Origin of the sequence: Sodalinema gerasimenkoae IPPAS B-353 (assembly GCF_009846485.1) — a bacterium.
GTDB classification, from domain to species: domain Bacteria; phylum Cyanobacteriota; class Cyanobacteriia; order Cyanobacteriales; family Geitlerinemataceae; genus Sodalinema; species Sodalinema gerasimenkoae.
The window spans coordinates 990,802-1,007,314 of sequence record NZ_ML776472.1 but is presented as its reverse complement, the minus strand read 5'-3'; the positions used below and the strand labels follow the sequence as shown (position 1 = coordinate 1,007,314).

Annotated in this window: 10 protein-coding genes; 8 read left to right on the top strand and 2 right to left on the bottom strand. The window is 52.1% G+C overall.

The window, feature by feature from the left end; genetic code table 11:
- Positions 1 to 6 precede the first annotated feature (6 nt).
- The 3 genes from L855_RS04430 to L855_RS04420 all read left to right on the top strand — a co-directional run bounded on the left by L855_RS04430 (position 7) and on the right by L855_RS04420 (position 3,512).
- The gene (locus L855_RS04430; RefSeq protein ID WP_425500556.1) at positions 7 to 1,713 is read left to right on the top strand and encodes an ABC transporter permease; all 1,707 of its coding nucleotides are present in this window, start codon (positions 7 to 9) and stop codon (positions 1,711 to 1,713) included.
- 75 nt (positions 1,714 to 1,788) lie between these two features.
- Positions 1,789 to 2,715, top strand: a complete 927-nt coding sequence (locus L855_RS04425; RefSeq protein WP_159784659.1) for a ParA family protein — start codon at positions 1,789 to 1,791, stop codon at positions 2,713 to 2,715.
- Between the two features lie 218 nt (positions 2,716 to 2,933).
- Positions 2,934 to 3,512, top strand: coding sequence for a hypothetical protein (locus L855_RS04420; protein ID WP_159784656.1), 579 nt, complete (start codon positions 2,934 to 2,936; stop codon positions 3,510 to 3,512).
- Positions 3,513 to 3,520: 8 nt separating this feature from the next.
- Here L855_RS04420 and L855_RS04415 read toward each other — a convergent pair whose 3' ends face one another.
- Positions 3,521 to 3,865, bottom strand: a complete 345-nt coding sequence (locus L855_RS04415) for a DUF4870 domain-containing protein (RefSeq protein ID WP_159784653.1) — start codon at positions 3,863 to 3,865, stop codon at positions 3,521 to 3,523.
- A gap of 282 nt (positions 3,866 to 4,147) precedes the next feature.
- On the bottom strand, positions 4,148 to 6,619 hold the full coding sequence (locus L855_RS04410; protein ID WP_246198725.1) for a GAF domain-containing protein: 2,472 nt from the start codon (positions 6,617 to 6,619) through the stop codon (positions 4,148 to 4,150).
- Positions 6,620 to 7,760: 1,141 nt separating this feature from the next.
- On the opposite strand from L855_RS04410, the gene L855_RS04405 reads away from it, so the two are divergent.
- The 5 genes from L855_RS04405 to L855_RS04385 all read left to right on the top strand — a co-directional run bounded on the left by L855_RS04405 (position 7,761) and on the right by L855_RS04385 (position 16,478).
- Positions 7,761 to 9,086 carry an AAA-like domain-containing protein gene (locus tag L855_RS04405; RefSeq protein WP_159784645.1) on the top strand — a complete coding sequence of 442 codons (1,326 nt, stop codon included), beginning with the start codon at positions 7,761 to 7,763 and terminating at the stop codon, positions 9,084 to 9,086.
- Positions 9,087 to 9,151: 65 nt separating this feature from the next.
- Positions 9,152 to 12,781, top strand: a complete 3,630-nt coding sequence (locus L855_RS04400; RefSeq protein WP_159784642.1) for an AAA-like domain-containing protein — start codon at positions 9,152 to 9,154, stop codon at positions 12,779 to 12,781.
- A complete protein-coding gene (locus L855_RS04395; RefSeq protein WP_159784639.1) occupies positions 12,763 to 15,828 on the top strand; it encodes an AAA-like domain-containing protein in 3,066 nt (1,021 codons plus the stop codon). The genes L855_RS04400 and L855_RS04395 overlap by 19 nt, the downstream gene beginning before the upstream one ends.
- Positions 15,758 to 15,955: a WD40 repeat domain-containing protein gene (locus tag L855_RS22730; RefSeq protein WP_159784636.1), complete on the top strand. Its 198-nt coding sequence runs from the start codon at positions 15,758 to 15,760 to the stop codon at positions 15,953 to 15,955. Before L855_RS04395 ends, L855_RS22730 begins: the two co-directional genes overlap by 71 nt.
- Entirely contained in the window at positions 15,882 to 16,478 is a 597-nt protein-coding gene (locus L855_RS04385) for a WD40 repeat domain-containing protein (protein WP_246198723.1), read from the top strand. Before L855_RS22730 ends, L855_RS04385 begins: the two co-directional genes overlap by 74 nt.
- Positions 16,479 to 16,513 lie beyond the last annotated feature (35 nt).

Below are 16,513 nucleotides of genomic sequence, written 5' to 3'. Positions count from 1 at the left end.
GGTCTCATGTCCTCCTTTTCTGTTTCTCTTTATTGGATTGGAATGTTGCAAGCATTTCGCAAGTACAGCCCCCAGGTCGGGTCGGGTGCGTCACTCTGGACTGGGGTGGCGATCGCCATTGCCTTGGCCGTTGCTTCTCCCATTGTGTTTATCCTAACTAGCCTCCTCACAGACCGGCGCGAGATGTGGCAGCATCTCATCGCCACGGTTCTCGGTCGCTATATCGAAAACACCTTGATATTAATGATTGGGGTGGGCGTCCTGGTCATTGTCATCGGAGTCATCACCGCTTGGCTGGTGGCGGCCTGTGAGTTCCCCGGACGGCGCATCTTGGAATGGGCCCTATTACTACCCCTCGCGGCCCCGGCCTATGTGCTGGCCTACACCTATACGGAATTTCTCGACTTTGCCGGCCCGGTACAAACCACCCTACGCAGTCTGACCGGTTGGGGGTTTGGAGACTATTGGTTTCCCAATATCCGCTCTGTTTGGGGGGCGATCGCCCTGTTGAGCCTGACGCTCTATCCCTACGTCTATCTCCTCAGCCGCGTGGCCTTTCTGGAGCAATCCGTCTGCACCATCGAAGCCAGTCGTGTCTTAGGAGCCAATCCCTGGCAGAGTTTCTTCTCCGTGGCCCTGCCTCTGGCTCGTCCGGCGATCTCCGCTGGAACCGCCCTGGCCCTGATGGAAACCCTCAACGACTTCGGAACCGTCCAGTATTTTAGCGTTGATACCTTCACCACCGGCATTTACCGCACCTGGTTTGGCTTCGGAGAACGCATCGCCGCCAGCCAACTGGCCGCCTTCCTCTTAATCTTTGTCTTCGCCCTACTCTGGCTCGAACAGCGATCGCGTCGTCAAGCCCAATACTACGAAGCCTCCGCCAACTCCCAGCCCCCCGCTCGCTATTCCCTCCAAGGACATCGAGGACTCCTCGCCAGCGGCATCTGTCTGCTTCCCATCACCCTGGGCTTCCTCATCCCCGCCGCCGTCCTGCTACAGATGGCCATTAACCACGCCCAAGACACCTTCGGCGGGCGATTTTGGGACTTTGCCCGTAACAGTCTGCTTCTCTCGGGCCTGACCGCTGTCATTGGGGTCATCATCACCCTCATTCTCGCCTATGGCCTGCGTCTGAACCCCTCCCAACTCATGAAAACCGCCGCCCGCATTTCCGGCATGGGGTACGCCATCCCTGGGTCGGCGATCGCCGTCGGAGTCCTGGTCCCCGTCGGAACCTTAGACAACGCCATCGACCGTTGGCTGCAAGCGAACTTCAACATCTCCACGGGCCTACTCCTCAGTGGCACCATGACCGTCCTGATTTTTGCCTATCTCGTCCGCTATCTCGCCGTCTCCCTCGGCAGCATCCAATCCAGCCTGGCCAAGATTTCTCCCAACCTCGACGAAGCCTCCCGCAGCCTCGGCTATAGCCCTCTGGCCACCCTAACCCAAATCCATATCCCCCTCCTTTGGCGAGGGATTCTCACCGCCGCCATGATTCTCTTCGTGGATGTGATGAAAGAACTCCCCGCCACCATGATTATTCGTCCGTTTAACCTCGATACCCTCGCCATCCGGGTCTACAACCTCGCTTCCGACGAGCGCCTGGCCCAAGCCTCGGGGCCCGCCTTAGCTCTCATCCTCATCGGCATGATTCCCGTGATTTTCCTAAGCTGGCAAATCACCCGCGATCGCCCGAACCAATCCTGAACTGCCACAGCCATGACCCCAGGCGATCGCCGATCTGTTAGATTGAAGTGCGAACAGCAATCGGTGTACTGACGGATGGGTTATCTAATTGCCACAACAAATATGAAAGGCGGCGTGGGGAAAACTACCCTCACCGTCAATATGGCGGCGTGTTTAGCTAAAGAACACCGCCAACGGGTGCTGGTGGTGGATCTCGATCCCCAAGTCAGTGCCACCTTGTCCCTGATGTCCCCCACGGATTTCGCCAAAATCCGCAAAGACAAAGGAACCCTCAAACATCTCCTGCAAAAAGCCATCACCGGGGATCTCGACCATAGCCCCGTCCAGGAGATTATTCGCCCCTATGGCGGCAACCTCCAAGGAATTGATGTGCTTCCGGGAGACATCGACCTCTATAACGACTTCCTCGTCTCTGAAGTCCTCTATCGCAAAGCCATTCGCAACCCAGAACGGAACTTTGAGGGGGTCTGGAACACCTTTGAGGACTCCCTCATGCGGGGCATCTTAAAACCCGTGGTAGATCACTACGACTTTATCCTCCTTGACTGCGCCCCCAGCTACAATCTCGTCACCCGCAGCAGTCTTGTTTGTAGTGACTTTTACCTCATTCCAGCGAAGCCTGAACCCCTTTCTTATATTGGGATGCAGCTCCTAGAACGGCAGGTTAAAAAGCTAATTGAGATTCATCAAATCGAGAAAAAAGTTCAAACCCAACTGATTGGCATTGTTTTCACCATGTCCCGCAGTATCCTCGCCGGACGTTACTACAAACAAGTGATGAAGCGGGTGCGTCAGGAGTTCAACGAAGCCCAAATCTTCAAAACCTCGATTCCCATGGATGTGAGCGTCTCCCGAGCCGTGGATAGTTTCAAACCCGTGGTTCTCAGCGATCCCAACTCGTCTGGGTCCAAAGCCTTCCGAGCCGTCACCGAGGAACTGTTGCAGAAGTTACAAACCTTAACCCCGGCGGCCCGCAGTGTTCGTCTCTCGAAATTAGATTAAACTAGACTTATCGAACAATGGTATAGCAATCGAAGATTGCCTTAAGACACTCTGAGTTGGGAGAGAATCCCCTACCTGCTGCCTATTGCCTGCTGCCTGCTGCCTATTGCCTGCTGCCTATTGCCTATTGCCTATTGCCTTCTTGTCCCCTGTTTTTTGTCCGATTCAGACCAACGTTTGCTATAGCGTTTTTTCCTTTCACCCAACCCCCAACTCTCATGACCCCCAAGCGGCTCTTATTGACGTCACTGTTCACGCTCCTGGTGAGCCTAACCCCCAGCCTTGCTCAACAGGCCCTGGGGTCATTTGCCTATTTAGAGCCAGTGGCCCAAGGTTCAGACTCCTGGCGTCCCTTTCAGTCCCGAGAAGGGCGGTTTGAGGTTCTGTTTCCTCAGCAACCGGAGCGAATGCAGCAGAGGGTTGAGTTACCGGGAGAGTCAACCACCCAGTATGCCTTTGCGTCCGAGGATGGGTCAGCGGAATATCTGATTAGTTATACGGACTATCCTCAGGAGTTTATCAGCCGTATTGGGGAGCCATCGGACTTTCTCCAGGCGGTGAAGGAGGGCTTTCTTGGCGGGATTCAGGCTCGGGATGTGGTGAGCCAATCTCGCCGTTTACAAGGCTACCCTGGATTAAGAGTGGAGTATGTGACCCCCAATGGCCTATCCGGCTATGCCCATTTTTACCTGGTGAATGAGCGACTCTATCAGATTATCGTCACACCTCAGAGCCGCAATGCCGGTAATTGGTCAGACAATGCCCAGCGTTTCTTCAGCTCCTTCAGTTTGCGTTAGCCCTGGGTCTAAAGGAGATGAATAATGAAAGGGTAGCGGTAGGACTGTTCAGGGTTGCTGGCCACTTGAAGAATCGCCAGAATTGGCAAGACTATGCTACCAATCGCCACCAGAATTCCTACAACAAACGCCACGGGAATGGTGATGACTAATGCCCAAAGAATGCCGATTAACACGCTGTAAATAAATAGGTTAATGTAAAAATTAAGCACCTCGCGGGCATTATCTTTAACGGCTTGATCCTCTACCAATAGAAATAAGCCCACGGGAATCCCTAGGGCAAATAATGTCCAAGAGAAAAAGACCGAGGCATGACAGAGGATCGACAGAAGTTTGCGTTGGTCAGGATTCATATAGCAAAAGTTGGTCTGAATAGGACAAAAAATGGGGGAGAAGAAGGCAATAGGCAATAGGCAGTAGGCAATAGGCAATAGGCAATAGGCAATAGGCAATAGGTAGGAGATTCTCTTCCAACTCAGAGTATCCTTGCTGAGTGTCAATCAGGCAATCTTCGATTGCTATAGTGTCTTGCCGTTGAAGTGGGTAATTTAAGATTCAGGCTCCACCGTCAGTATAGCCTCCTGAGCGAGTTGGCTACAACTCAACCCGGATAGCATGGGGTCTTATCGGCATCCCTATGGCCGAGAATGAGCATCAACAGTGGACTTATGGGATGGCGTTTGAGACTCACAACAGAATTGGCGAGCGGGAAGTTCAATCACAAATCGGGTTCCTGAAGGGGGGTTGGGTTCACAGTACAATGCCCCTTCATGTTGCTCAACGAGAATTTGATAGGCATTAGAGAGTCCTAACCCTGTGCCTTTGCCAATGGGTTTCGTGGTAAAGAAGGGGTCGAAGACTCGTTCAACCAGATTCTGGGGAATCCCCAACCCATTATCAATAATCTCGATGCGGGCGATCGCCTCGACCCCGATCTCATCAGTCCCCTCATGGGAGCTTCGTAACTCTGAGCGCACCTGCAATTGAGGCTTAAAGCTCGGCTCTTGTCTAAGACGCTCCTCTAAGGCATCAATGGCATTATTGAGAATGTTGAACAGGGCCTGATTCAGTTGTCCTGGATAACAGGCAATAGGGGGCAACTCCCCAAGCTGGGTTACCACGTCAATCGAAGACCGTGACGCCGCTTGGGAGAGACGGGCGTGAATCATGGTCAGGGTACTGTCTAAACTCGCATTGATATCCACCACTTTCCAATCGGCTTCATGGAGGCAGGAGAAGTTCCGCAGGGAGAGGACAATATCCCGAATACGATCGGCCCCAGTCGCCATTGAGTCAAGCAGTTGAGGGAAGTCATCCCGCACAAAGTCCAAATCCAGAGCCTCTAGGAGATCAGTAATTGGCTCATGGGTTTCTGGGTAATAGGTTTGATAGAGACCAATCAACTCCAATAACTGCTCACTATACTCCCGGGCATGGTTGATATTGCCATAAATGAAGCTGATGGGATTATTGATTTCATGAGCCAGACCCCCCACCATTTGTCCCAACGAGGCCATTTTTTCTGATTGCACAAGTTTTGCCTGAGTTTGTTGTAAAGTTTGCAGCGTATTATGTAGGGTCTCTGCTTTCTGGCGTTCTGCGGCTTCAGAGTTACGCAGGGCAGCTTCAATGCGGCTACGTTCCTCCAATTCATTTTGGAGGGATTCAATAAGATTATGTTGGCGTAGAGCGATGCCGAGTTGCACCGTCAGTTGTTGTAAGACCTCAAGTTCCGAGTCATGCCAGGGACGGGTATCTTGACAGGAATGGGCGATGAGCAGCCCCCACAACTCTGGGGTTTCATCAAAGGAGCTGGGATGCCAAAGTAGGGGTAAGACCAAGTTGGCTTGTACTTGGATGTCTGAGAGGAGGGCTTTATGGCAATCAGGTAAGGTACTCGTCGCCACATTCTCCACCTTGCGAATTCGTCCCTGTTGGTACTTTTGTACATAATCCTTGCGGAAACACTCATCCTCAAAATGTTCCCCAAGAATCGCCAGATCCGGGTCAGAGACCGACTCAACAATCACATCGCCACTCCAATCCGGCTGGAAGCGGTAAATCACAACCCGTTCAACCTGGAGAAACTGACGCACTTCCTCGACAATGACCTGGATTACCTCCTGGAAATTTAAGGATGACCAGACCCGTTCTAGGGTTTTGGCAACGAGTTGGCTGCGCTGAACTTGTTGCTCTAGCTGCAACTTCGCTAGTTTTTGCTCGGTGATATCGAGGGCCACCCCATACAGCTTCACCAACTCGCCGGAAGCGTTATATCGGGGTTCTCCCTTGATGTCCAAATAGCGAATTTCTCCATCGGCTAATAGCAGGCGATGTTCGAGATGTATGGCGTGCCCTTGATGGAGTAAGTTTTGTTGGGCCTGCCACCAACGGGAGCGATCGCTCGGATGAATGGATTTGAGAAAGTCTTTCAGGGTTGGAGGGCGCTCTGGGTCTGTGAGGTGATAGATGCGCTTCATTTCCTCTGAAGCCCGAAGTTCCCGGTTCTCTAGGTCATAGTCAATGCTGCCGATATGGGCGATACCCTGGGCTTCTTGGAGTTGGGCCTGACTTTCTATAAGGGCCTGGGTACTGGCTTGCAGGGCAGCGGTGCGCTCTTGAACTCGAGCCTCCAAGGTTTGATTGGCCTGTCGTAATTCCTCTTCGATTTGCCGACGTTGCTCAACTTCCTGTTGCAGGGCTGAATTGAGCATTTCGAGCTGTTCCGGGGTTTTCAGAGATAGGAACTGAGGCAGTAGGGTGACCATTGAGGCTGCCGTGTAGCAGGAGATTAGTGCTGTAATGGCTCGTTCGACTCCCGCTAGCCAGTAGGCAGGATGCCAGAGAGTCCAGATATCCATCAGATGACCAACACCACAGAGCACGATAAACGCGCCGAATAGATAAAAAACATTTAAAAACGGGACATCCCGGCGCTGCAAGACAAAGTAGATTAAGAGCGTCGGAATGGAGAAGTAGGCTAGGGCAATCAGCGCATCGCTGGTGACATGTAGGGCCACGAGGGGCGTTTGCCAGAGGTAACAATGACCATGAGGTATATAGCTCTGGCTGGGTGAAAAAATCGCTTGAATAAGTTGGTTTAACAAGTCCCACATTTTTGGTATTAAGGAGTGTCAAGAGGGTGTGTGAGTTTAAAATAAAGAGGGTATCTCATGAAAAAACCCGGATATCTCTTGATTTTAAGCCCTGGCTATTGTTTTTCTATCGTCATATACAAATTTTATTGAAGTTATCGAGATTTAACACTTTATGGATTTAGTTTTTTACTTCTATGCAACAATGAATTAAGGTTGCAAAACTGGCTAAGGCTGATGCTGGAGACTGTCAGGTGGGGAACTTGTTAGGGTTGGCTAGAGCTGGACTAGAGCCTTAGGACCTTGATGCCACAGGAGAGTGACTTGAGGAGACGAAGTTAAGGAGAGGAAGTTAAGGAGAGGAAAAAGGTCTAGTTTTTTGCTCAAATGCCCAAGTTTGAAGCCCGTTAAAATTTTCTAGACAGGGTTGATCTAACAGGGTGCATCTCACTTTTGCGATCACTTCAGATAACCCACCCCTGCCCCTCCCAGGAGGGGATTTTTCAAATATTTCCCCTCCTGGGAGGGGTGCGCGATAGCGCGGGGTGGGTTCAAACTTGCCTAACTGAGATGCACCCATCTAACAGATTGATGTTCAACATCATACTGGCGTCAAGAATTATCATCGATTTAATCGGTTCAATCCAAGAATTTTAGGTCGATTTTCTGTAACTTTAGCCGGGGGTAGATCATCCATGTTTACCTCAGCATTATCCTAAAACTTAAGCCTTTTATGGACGTAAGATTTAGTCCTAAACCTACGTCAACCTGAATCCTGAAATTCCATGATCTAGATTGATTGAGGTACGGTGTTGCAAATAATGCTTGATGGGGGTATTGTACAGTATTCGGGGTGCGACATCTAGTAATTATCCCAAGTTAAGGTGTCAACTTAAATTAGGATAGTCATAAGTTTATTGACTATTGATAATAATTGGTGGTAGCAGGGGGAGGAGGCGCTCAAGTTCAGCCAAACTAAAAGCCTCAGTAAAATGACTGATTTGGGTCGTAGAATACTGCTGTATACTGACTAGACGTAAAGCCTAGATGTAAAACGAGTCGTTAAAGAAAGTATGGGGATGTAGAATCTTGTTAGGATATAAAATAAAGTCCCACAAGTTTCTATAACAAACCGCATCTTTAAAACGTTCCCATGGCAGACCGATCGCATCCCAACAAACGACGACGGGGCTTGATTCTCAGCTCCCAAGGCTGGCAACGGCTCCAGGCGGCCGAGCATTTGTCATCCATGCAGGATAATCAGGGGAAACCTTATACCCTAGAGCAACTAAGCCAGCGAACGGGACTGAGTTCCAACACCCTAACCAAACTCCGTCGTCGGCAAAAGCCTGTGGATTGGCAGACCCTAGACTCCTATTTTGAAGCGTTTCACCTCAAAATGGGCAGTCAGGATGTCATTAGCCCCGGGCAAGACCCCTCAGAACTGGATCTAGCGGCGTTACAACAGACCCCCCTAAAGGGACAATTACCCTTAGACTCACCCTTTTACATTTACCGCAGTAATATCGAGGAGCTTTGTGCCAAGGAAGTCCTGAAACCGGGGGCGCTGCTTCGCATCAAAGCACCGCGTCAGTTTGGCAAAACCTCCCTGATGGCACAGACCCTAAATCATGCCCGCGATCGCGGCTTTCGTACTTCCGTTGTTAACCTACAAAGTATTGATTGTCAAGTTATCCAAGACCCCGATCGATTTTTGCAATGGTTTTGTGCGGTGGTGGCGAAAGATTTAGGCTTACCTAATGAACTCTCAAGTCGTTGGGATGACTTATTTGGCAGTAGCTACAGTTGTTCAGACTACTTTGAAACCTATCTCCTGCCCGCCGCAGCCACCCCCCTATTACTGGTGATTGAAGAACTCGATGAACTCTTTGCCTATCCTGAGATTGCCACGGACTTTTTCGGGATGTTGCGGTCCTGGTATGAACAAGGGCGTTACGGTCTCGAACAGCGGGCAATTTGGACGAATTTGCGTTTAGCCATCATTCACTCGACTGAAGTCTGGCTCCCCTTAACCTTGCATCAATCTCCCTTTAACGTGGGGTTACTCATTGAGTTACCGCACTTTACCCCTGTTAAAGTCGAGGAACTGACCTGCCGTTATGGTCTCAACTCCCCAGATATCACCGCTCAAGCTGTATTTGCCCTCGTGGGGGGTCATCCCTACCTAACTCAACTCTGTTTGTTTTATCTGGCCCAGGGAGAATTGAGCTTGGAAGACTTAACCGCTGAGACGATCGCCCATCATACAATTTTCCATAGCTACCTCAGACGGCAGCTGCAACTGATGGAAGCCGAACCCGACCTCATCGAGGCCATGACGGAGGTAGCCCGCAACCCCGCTGGCATCGAACTGAGCCATCAGACTGCCTATCGCCTGCAAGGCTTGGGGGCGATTCGCCTCAAAGAACGTCTAGCCATTCCCAGTTGTGAACTCTATCGACAATACTTTGCCCGCTAGACCTAGCTCAGTACTGAAATTCAGCCCAGAGTGGTCCCCCATCGTACCTTGTTCATAACTGGTTCATGCTAGAACCCAGCCCACAACTCTCCCCACAACTCTCCCCACAACCCTCCCCACAAGTGACCTATCAAGTGGGGGGGAGTTTACCCCCAAACTCCCCCATCTACATCCCACGGCCCGCCGATGAGTCCCTATTTCAAGGACTCCTAAGGGGGGACTTTTGCTATGTCTTCAGCTCGCGACAGATGGGCAAATCCAGTCTGCGGCTGCGGGTGGCGGCCCGTTTGCGACAGCAGGGGGTCGACTGTGCGCTCTTGGACTTGACCGCCATTGGTAGCCAACAGGTGACCATCGAACAATGGTATGCGGCGATCGCCGCCATTCTCAGCAAACAACTGCCCCTACAGACTCCCCTGCGTCCCTGGTGGCGAGAGCGACTGCACCTGCCCCCAGCCGCGCGCTTAGGCGATTTTATCGAGGATGTGGTACTCCCCGAAACCCGCAATCCCCTGGTCATTCTCATCGATGAAATTGATAGTATTCTGGCCCTCAACTTCCCCACCGATGATTTTTTCGCCCTAATTCGCACCTGCTATAACCAACGGGCCGAGACGCCAGACTATCGGCGCTTGAGCTTCGCCCTCTTTGGGGTAACCTCCTCCGGAGACCTGATTGCCGACAAACAGCGTACCCCCTTCAACATTGGTCAGTCCATTGAATTGAGGGGATTTCAGCCCGAGGCGATCGCCCCTCTGGCCTCAGGCTTAACCGCCATCCTGGCCAATCCTCACCAGGGATTAGAGCGAATTTTCCATTGGACTCAGGGTCAACCCTTTTTGACCCAAAAACTCTGTCAACAACTGATCGAGCATTACCCAAAATTCCCCATCCCAGACCCTGACCCACTCAACAATCAGAACCGCCTCATCGATCTCTGCGTGCAACAACAGATTCTGGAGCATTGGGAGGCCCAGGATGCCCCGGAACATCTTAAAACCATTCGCGATCGCCTCCTCCACAACGACGACCGAGCCCCAGAACTGCTCACCCTCTATCGTCAGATTTGGCAAGTCGAGGGGAACCCATCCAAAACCCCGCCGATTCCCACCGCCGACTCGCCCCTACAAACCGAACTGCTCCTATCGGGCCTTGTCGAATGCCGCAACGGTCATCTACAGGTCAAGAACCCCATCTACCAACAGGTCTTTAACCTGAGCTGGATTGACCGGCATCTAGAGCGTCTGCGGCCCTATGCCTACTTAATCAAAGCCTGGAACGAGTCTAAGGGTCAAGATAGCTCACGACTGCTGCGAGGGGCGGCCTTGCAAGAAGCCCTCGACTGGACCCAACGCAAGAGTCTCAGCGACCTCGATTATCGCTATCTCAGTGCCAGCCAAGAGCTGGAACGACAAGAACGCCAACAGAAAGACGCCTTTGAGCGACAGACCATCCAACAACAATTAGAACAAGAACGTCTGCGGGAAAGCCAACGCTGCTTAAAACTCCAGACCGAGAATGTCCGCCGTCAACGGCAGTTCCTCGGGGTTCTCGGTTTAGCTCTGGCGGGGTCTATGGCGTTAGGTCTGGCCACCTTCATCGCCTATCAACGCAGCGCCGTGAGTGAAGTCCGCGCCTTCATGGCCGCCTCCCGGGGCAGTTATACCTCCGCTCAACAGCTTGACGCTCTGGTTCAGGGACTCCAGGCCCGGCAAAACCTACAACAGTTGCAGTTCCTGTCTCCCCGCCAGCGTCAGCAGTTAGATCGCGAAACCCAGCAGATCCTGGAACAGGCCATTCACGCCAACCATGAAGTCAATCGCATGGCGGCCCATCGCGGCGGCGTCTTAGGGGTGGATGTGAGCCAGGATGGTCAATGGATTGCCACCTCCGGCCCTGATGGGACTGCCAAGATTTGGCGACGGGATGGAACCCTGGTACAGACTCTAACAATGGGCATGACCATTTATAGCGTCAAATTTAGCCCCGACAGCCAACTGCTCGCCACCCCCAGCCTCCGAGGTGACATTTACCTCTGGTCCATTGATGGGGAGTTGCAAACCCGCCTCCGGGGCCATGAAGCGGCGGTGTGGAATCTGGACTGGAGTCCCCAGGGGGATTATCTGGTGTCTGCCAGCAGTGATGGAACCCTACGACAATGGTCGCGAGAGGGTCAACTGCTGCATACCTTACGGCAACATGAGGAAACCGTCTGGAATGTGGCTGTGCATCCTCAGGGTGACGAGTTTGCCTCCATTAGTTCTGATGGAACCATCATCCGTTGGCGACGGGATGGCACCTTAATCAACCGCTTCAGCCAGGGAATCAGTAATGGTTGGGGGATTGCCTATCATCCCCAGGGTCACCGCTTGGCTGCCAGCTACAGTGATAATCACATCCGTCTTTGGCAACCAGACGGAACCCTGCTCCAGGATCTCGATGGTCATGAGGCGGAAGTGGGGACGCTCGCGTTTAGTCCCGATGGGTCTCGTTTAGCATCTGGCTCAGCCGATGGCAGTCTGAAACTGTGGTCTGAGGAGGGAACCTTGCTCAACAGTTTGGATGGCCATGGGAGTCGCTTACGGGGGGTGGCCTTTAGTCCCGATGGAACTCAGGTCATGAGTGCCGGTGAGGAGGGGTTAGTCCGCATCTGGCAGGTCGAGAATGAGTTTATGCAGCCGTTGGGGAACCATGATCATGAGGTTTGGCAGGTTCGCTATCTGCCCCCCTCATCGCCTCTGGGGGGGCATTTGGTCAGCCTATCGCGGGGGGATATCCGCATTTGGAACCCGGCGGGGGAGTTGGTGCAGCGGTTTGAGAAATTCGCCTTGGGAGTGTTGTATAGTCTGGCGGTGCATCCGAGCCAAGCGAAAATTATGGCGGGAGATAGTCGGGGGATGATGTATGGGATTGATTTGGCCAGTGGCGAGATTAACTCCTGGTCGGCCGATGAGTTCAGCTTATTTGCCTTAGCCTATAGCCCCGATGGCCGTTGGCTTGTGTCGGGGGGGAATAGTACCCACTTGAAGATCTGGCGGCCCTTGGCGGAGGGGGGTTATGGGTTACATCAGGTGCTAGAGGGTCATCAGGCTCGGGTTTGGGATCTCGGGTTTAGTCCTGATGGGTCTTATTTGACCTCGGCCAGTATTGATGGAACCGTGAGGCTTTGGGAGTGGGACTCTCAGCATCGCGGCGACCTATCCGAGGTCGTTGAAACACCGCCTACGATTTTAACGGGGGATTACAGTCCTTTCTGGGGGCTGTCGATTAGTCCCGAGAGCGATCGCATCCTCTCCGCCGGTCGCAGCGGTGTGTTGAATCTTTGGAATCGCCAGGGGGAGCAACTGTTGAAACGTCAGGTCACTGAGACCAGTGGTTTAACGCGGGTGGCTTGGAGTCCCGATGGTCAGGTGTTGGCGGTGGCTCGCACAGATCATCGGGTTGACCTGTATCGTGAGGACGGTCTGTTGATGGGCCAATTGCGGAACCATCAGGGAACGGTGTTAACCTTGGACTTTAGTCCTGATGGGCGCTATCTGGTCTCGGGCGGCGAAGATCGTCGCGTGGTACGTTGGGATATGGAGGAGGTCTACTCCCTAGATGGGTTGAAGTATGGCTGTCGGCGTGTGAAGGATTATCTACGTCAGCAATCTGAACTGGAGCCGTTGTTTGCCCAATGTCAATTCCAAAGGTAAGCCTGTCTTTTGAGCCTTCGTTTAACTATCAGGTGGGGGGAGCGGTTCCGCCACAATCCCAAACCTATGTCCGACGACAGGCGGATGAGGCGTTATTCACGGAACTGCTCCAGGGGGAATTTTGCTATGTCTTTAATTCCCGACAGATGGGGAAATCTAGCCTACGGGTGCAGGTGATGGCCCAGTTACGGGAGGCAGGGGTGATGCCGGGGGCCTTGGATTTGACGGCCATTGGTACGCAACAGGTGACGGTGGAACAATGGTACGGGGCGATCGCCGCCATTCTCAGTAAGCAGTTTCAGCTCGAAACCAATCTCCGACAATGGTGGCGCGATCGCCTAGAGTTACCGCCGCCGGCTCGTTTGGGAGAGTTTATTGGGGAGGTCTTGCTGGCAGAAACCCAACAGCCATTAGTGATTTTGATTGATGAAATTGACAGTATCCTGGCTTTAAAATTCGCGACCGATGATTTTTTTGCCCTAATTCGTAGCTGTTACAATCGTCGTGCCGATAATCCTGCTTATCAGCGATTAAGTTTTGCCCTCTTTGGGGTTGCAACGCCGGGAGAACTGATCGGGGATAAAAATCGGACTCCCTTTAATGTGGGACAGGGAATTAGTCTTCAGGGGTTTAAGGCTCATGAAGTGATGCCCCTTGTTGAGGGATTAGCTCCAGTGTTTCCTCATCCTCATCAGGCGTTGGAGCGAATTTTGGCTTGGACGGGGGGGCAACCATTTTTGACGCAGAAACTCTGTAAATTGGTGGTCAAACTGTATCAAGACTACCCCGTCCCCAGGTTGAAGACTCCTACAGATATTCAGAACTATATTGATGACTGTGTTGAGCAAAAAATTATTTGCAATTGGGAAGCGCAAGATGAACCGGAACATCTCAAAACCATTCGCGATCGCCTCCTCTATGATGAGCAAAAAGTCGGACAGCTTCTCACACTTTATCGTCAAATTTGGCAGGCTGAACTACCAGAAGCAGGATATGTTCAAGCTCATGAATCGCCAATTCAGACTGAGCTAATCTTATCAGGGGTTGCTGAAAAAAGACAGGGCTATTTGCGCGTTAAAAACCGAATTTATCAACGAGTTTTTAATCAAGATTGGGTCGATAAACAACTCAATGACTTGCGTCCTTATGCGTCATCCCTCAATGCTTGGGTAGACTCTAACTATCAAGACGAATCTCGACTATTGCGGGGTCAAGCCTTACAAGAAGCCCTAGACTGGACCCAACAGAAGGGACTCGGAGACTTAGACTATCGCTATCTAAGCGCCAGTCAAGACCTGGAACAGCGAGAAATTCAAGACAAACTCGAACGCGCGCGGTTAGCGGAAGCTGAAGCACGGCTAGAGATTGAGCGGCAAAGTGGTCGTCGTCAACGTCGCTTACTGGCAGGATTAACGGTGGCCCTAGTGGGGGCGATCGCCCTGGGAATCGGTACGTTCCGGGCCTATCAACAGACGGCGGTGAGTGAAATCAAGGCGATGATGGCCGCGTCTAAAGGGAGTTTTGCCTCGAATCAGCAACTCGACGCACTGATTCAAGCCTTGCAAGCTCGACAGAATCTGCAAAACATACGATTTATCCCCCGAAATATTCGGCAACAACTCGCCGACAATACCCAAGAAACCTTACAACAGGTTCTCTATGGAAACCGTCAGTTTAACCGCATCACTGCTCATACTGAAATGGCTTTGGGACTTGATTTCAGCCCAGATGGTCAATGGATTGCAACGTCAGGGATTGACGAAACGACTAAAATTTGGACAAGAGATGGAACCCTGAAACATACCCTAACCTATGGTGGAATAACTCGTAATGTGACGTTTAGCCCCGATAGTCAATACTTGGCGGCAGCTAACTTTGATAGTGATATTTATATTTGGTCCGTTGATGGAACCTTACAACAGAAACTCAAGGGTCATGACGAAGAAGTCTGGGATGTGGCGTGGAGTCCTGACGGTCAGACCTTGGTGTCAGTCGGTCGTGACAAAACCGTCAGGCTCTGGTCGGTGGACGGAGACTCCCTTCAGGTTCTCGAAGGTCATGAGGCCTTCTTGCGGACGGTGGATTTTCATCCCAATGGAGACGAATTTGCCTCGATGAGTGTCGATGGAACCATTAACATCTGGGGCACCGATGGGACCTTACTACAAACCTTTACAGACGTGTCAGCGCCAGGGATGGCGATCGCCTATAGTCCAGATGGAGATCTCCTGGTTGCCGGCTATGGGGATCATCAGGTGCGACTGTGGCATCGAGAGCGTGGCCTACTCGAAACCCTCAGTGGCCATGAGGCGGAAGTGGCAACGGTGGCCTTTAGTCCCGATGGCCAACAGTTCGCCTCGGCTGGGGTTGACCGCGAACTGAAACTGTGGTCACGTCAGGGCAGCCTATTAACCACCCTCAAAGGTCATGAAAGTCATCTCCGGGGGATTGCCTTTAGTCCTGAGGGGACGGAGTTAGGCAGTGTCGGGGAAGATGGAGTTTTACATCTATGGCAGGTTAAGACCCCTTTTCGACAGCTCCTTCCGGGACATGGTGATGTGGTTTGGCGAGGGAATTATGCTCCCCGGTCATCGCCTCTCTATCCGCATCTGGCAACGGTATCTGGGATGGATATTCGTTTATGGGACGATGAGGGAGTTTTAGTGGAGGATTGGGTCCATATCAGTCCTCGCCGTTTGTATAGTTTGGCCCTGCATCCCCACGAACCCATTCTTGTGGCCGGAAATTCTAGGGGAGAGATCTTTCAGGTGAATCGAGCTGAGAAGTCGGTTCAATCTTGGCAAACCGATGGCCCGGCAATCTTGGCCTTAGCCTATAGTCCCGATGGACGCTGGTTATTAGTCTCGGATGGGACCTCTCTGCGAGTTTGGGCCCAAACTCCGGCAGGAGAGTCTATTCTCTATCACACATTCGACGGTCATCAGGAACAAGTTTGGGATTTAGCCTTCAGTCCTGATGGCTCTTATCTTCTATCACACATTCGACGGTCATCAGGAACAAGTTTGGGATTTAGCCTTCAGTCCTGATGGCTCTTATCTCGTCTCGGGGAGTCTCGATGGGGTGGTGAACTTGTGGGAGATTGAGTCTGACCCAGGACAAGATAGTTCTTGTCTCGGGGAGTCTCGATGGGGTGGTGAACTTGTGGGAGATTGAGTCTGACCCAGGACAAGATAGTTCTCCCTTTAGGACTGACCCAAGCCGAAGTTTGACGGTTGAGAATGGGGCAATTTGGGGAATTGCGATTTGTCCGAATAGTGAACGCATTGCCGTGGCAACTCGCGAGGGTTGGTTGAGTCTCTGGAGTCGGGAGGGGGAACTCCTGAAGCAGATTCAGGTTGCAGAAGATGAGGGGTTAACTCGTCTGGACTGGAGTCCCGATGGTCAACTGTTGGCAGTGGGTCGGGTGGATAGCCGAATTGATCTGTATCGCATTGGGGCCGGTGTTGAGGTAGAGTTACTGACGCGCCTAGTGGGTCATGAGTCAGAAGTGACGACGGTGGCCTTTAGTCCTGATGGTGACTTTATGATGTCAGGAGGCCAGGATCGCTTAGGGATTCGTTGGCATCTTGAGACTATTCTCTCGGTGGATTTGATGCAGGTTGGCTGCGATCGCATCCGGGATTATCTTAGACAGGGGACTCGGAAGTATTTGCGACGGGAGGTCTGCGGTCACTAATTCTCCCCCAGGTTGGCTTCATTTTGATGGCTTAC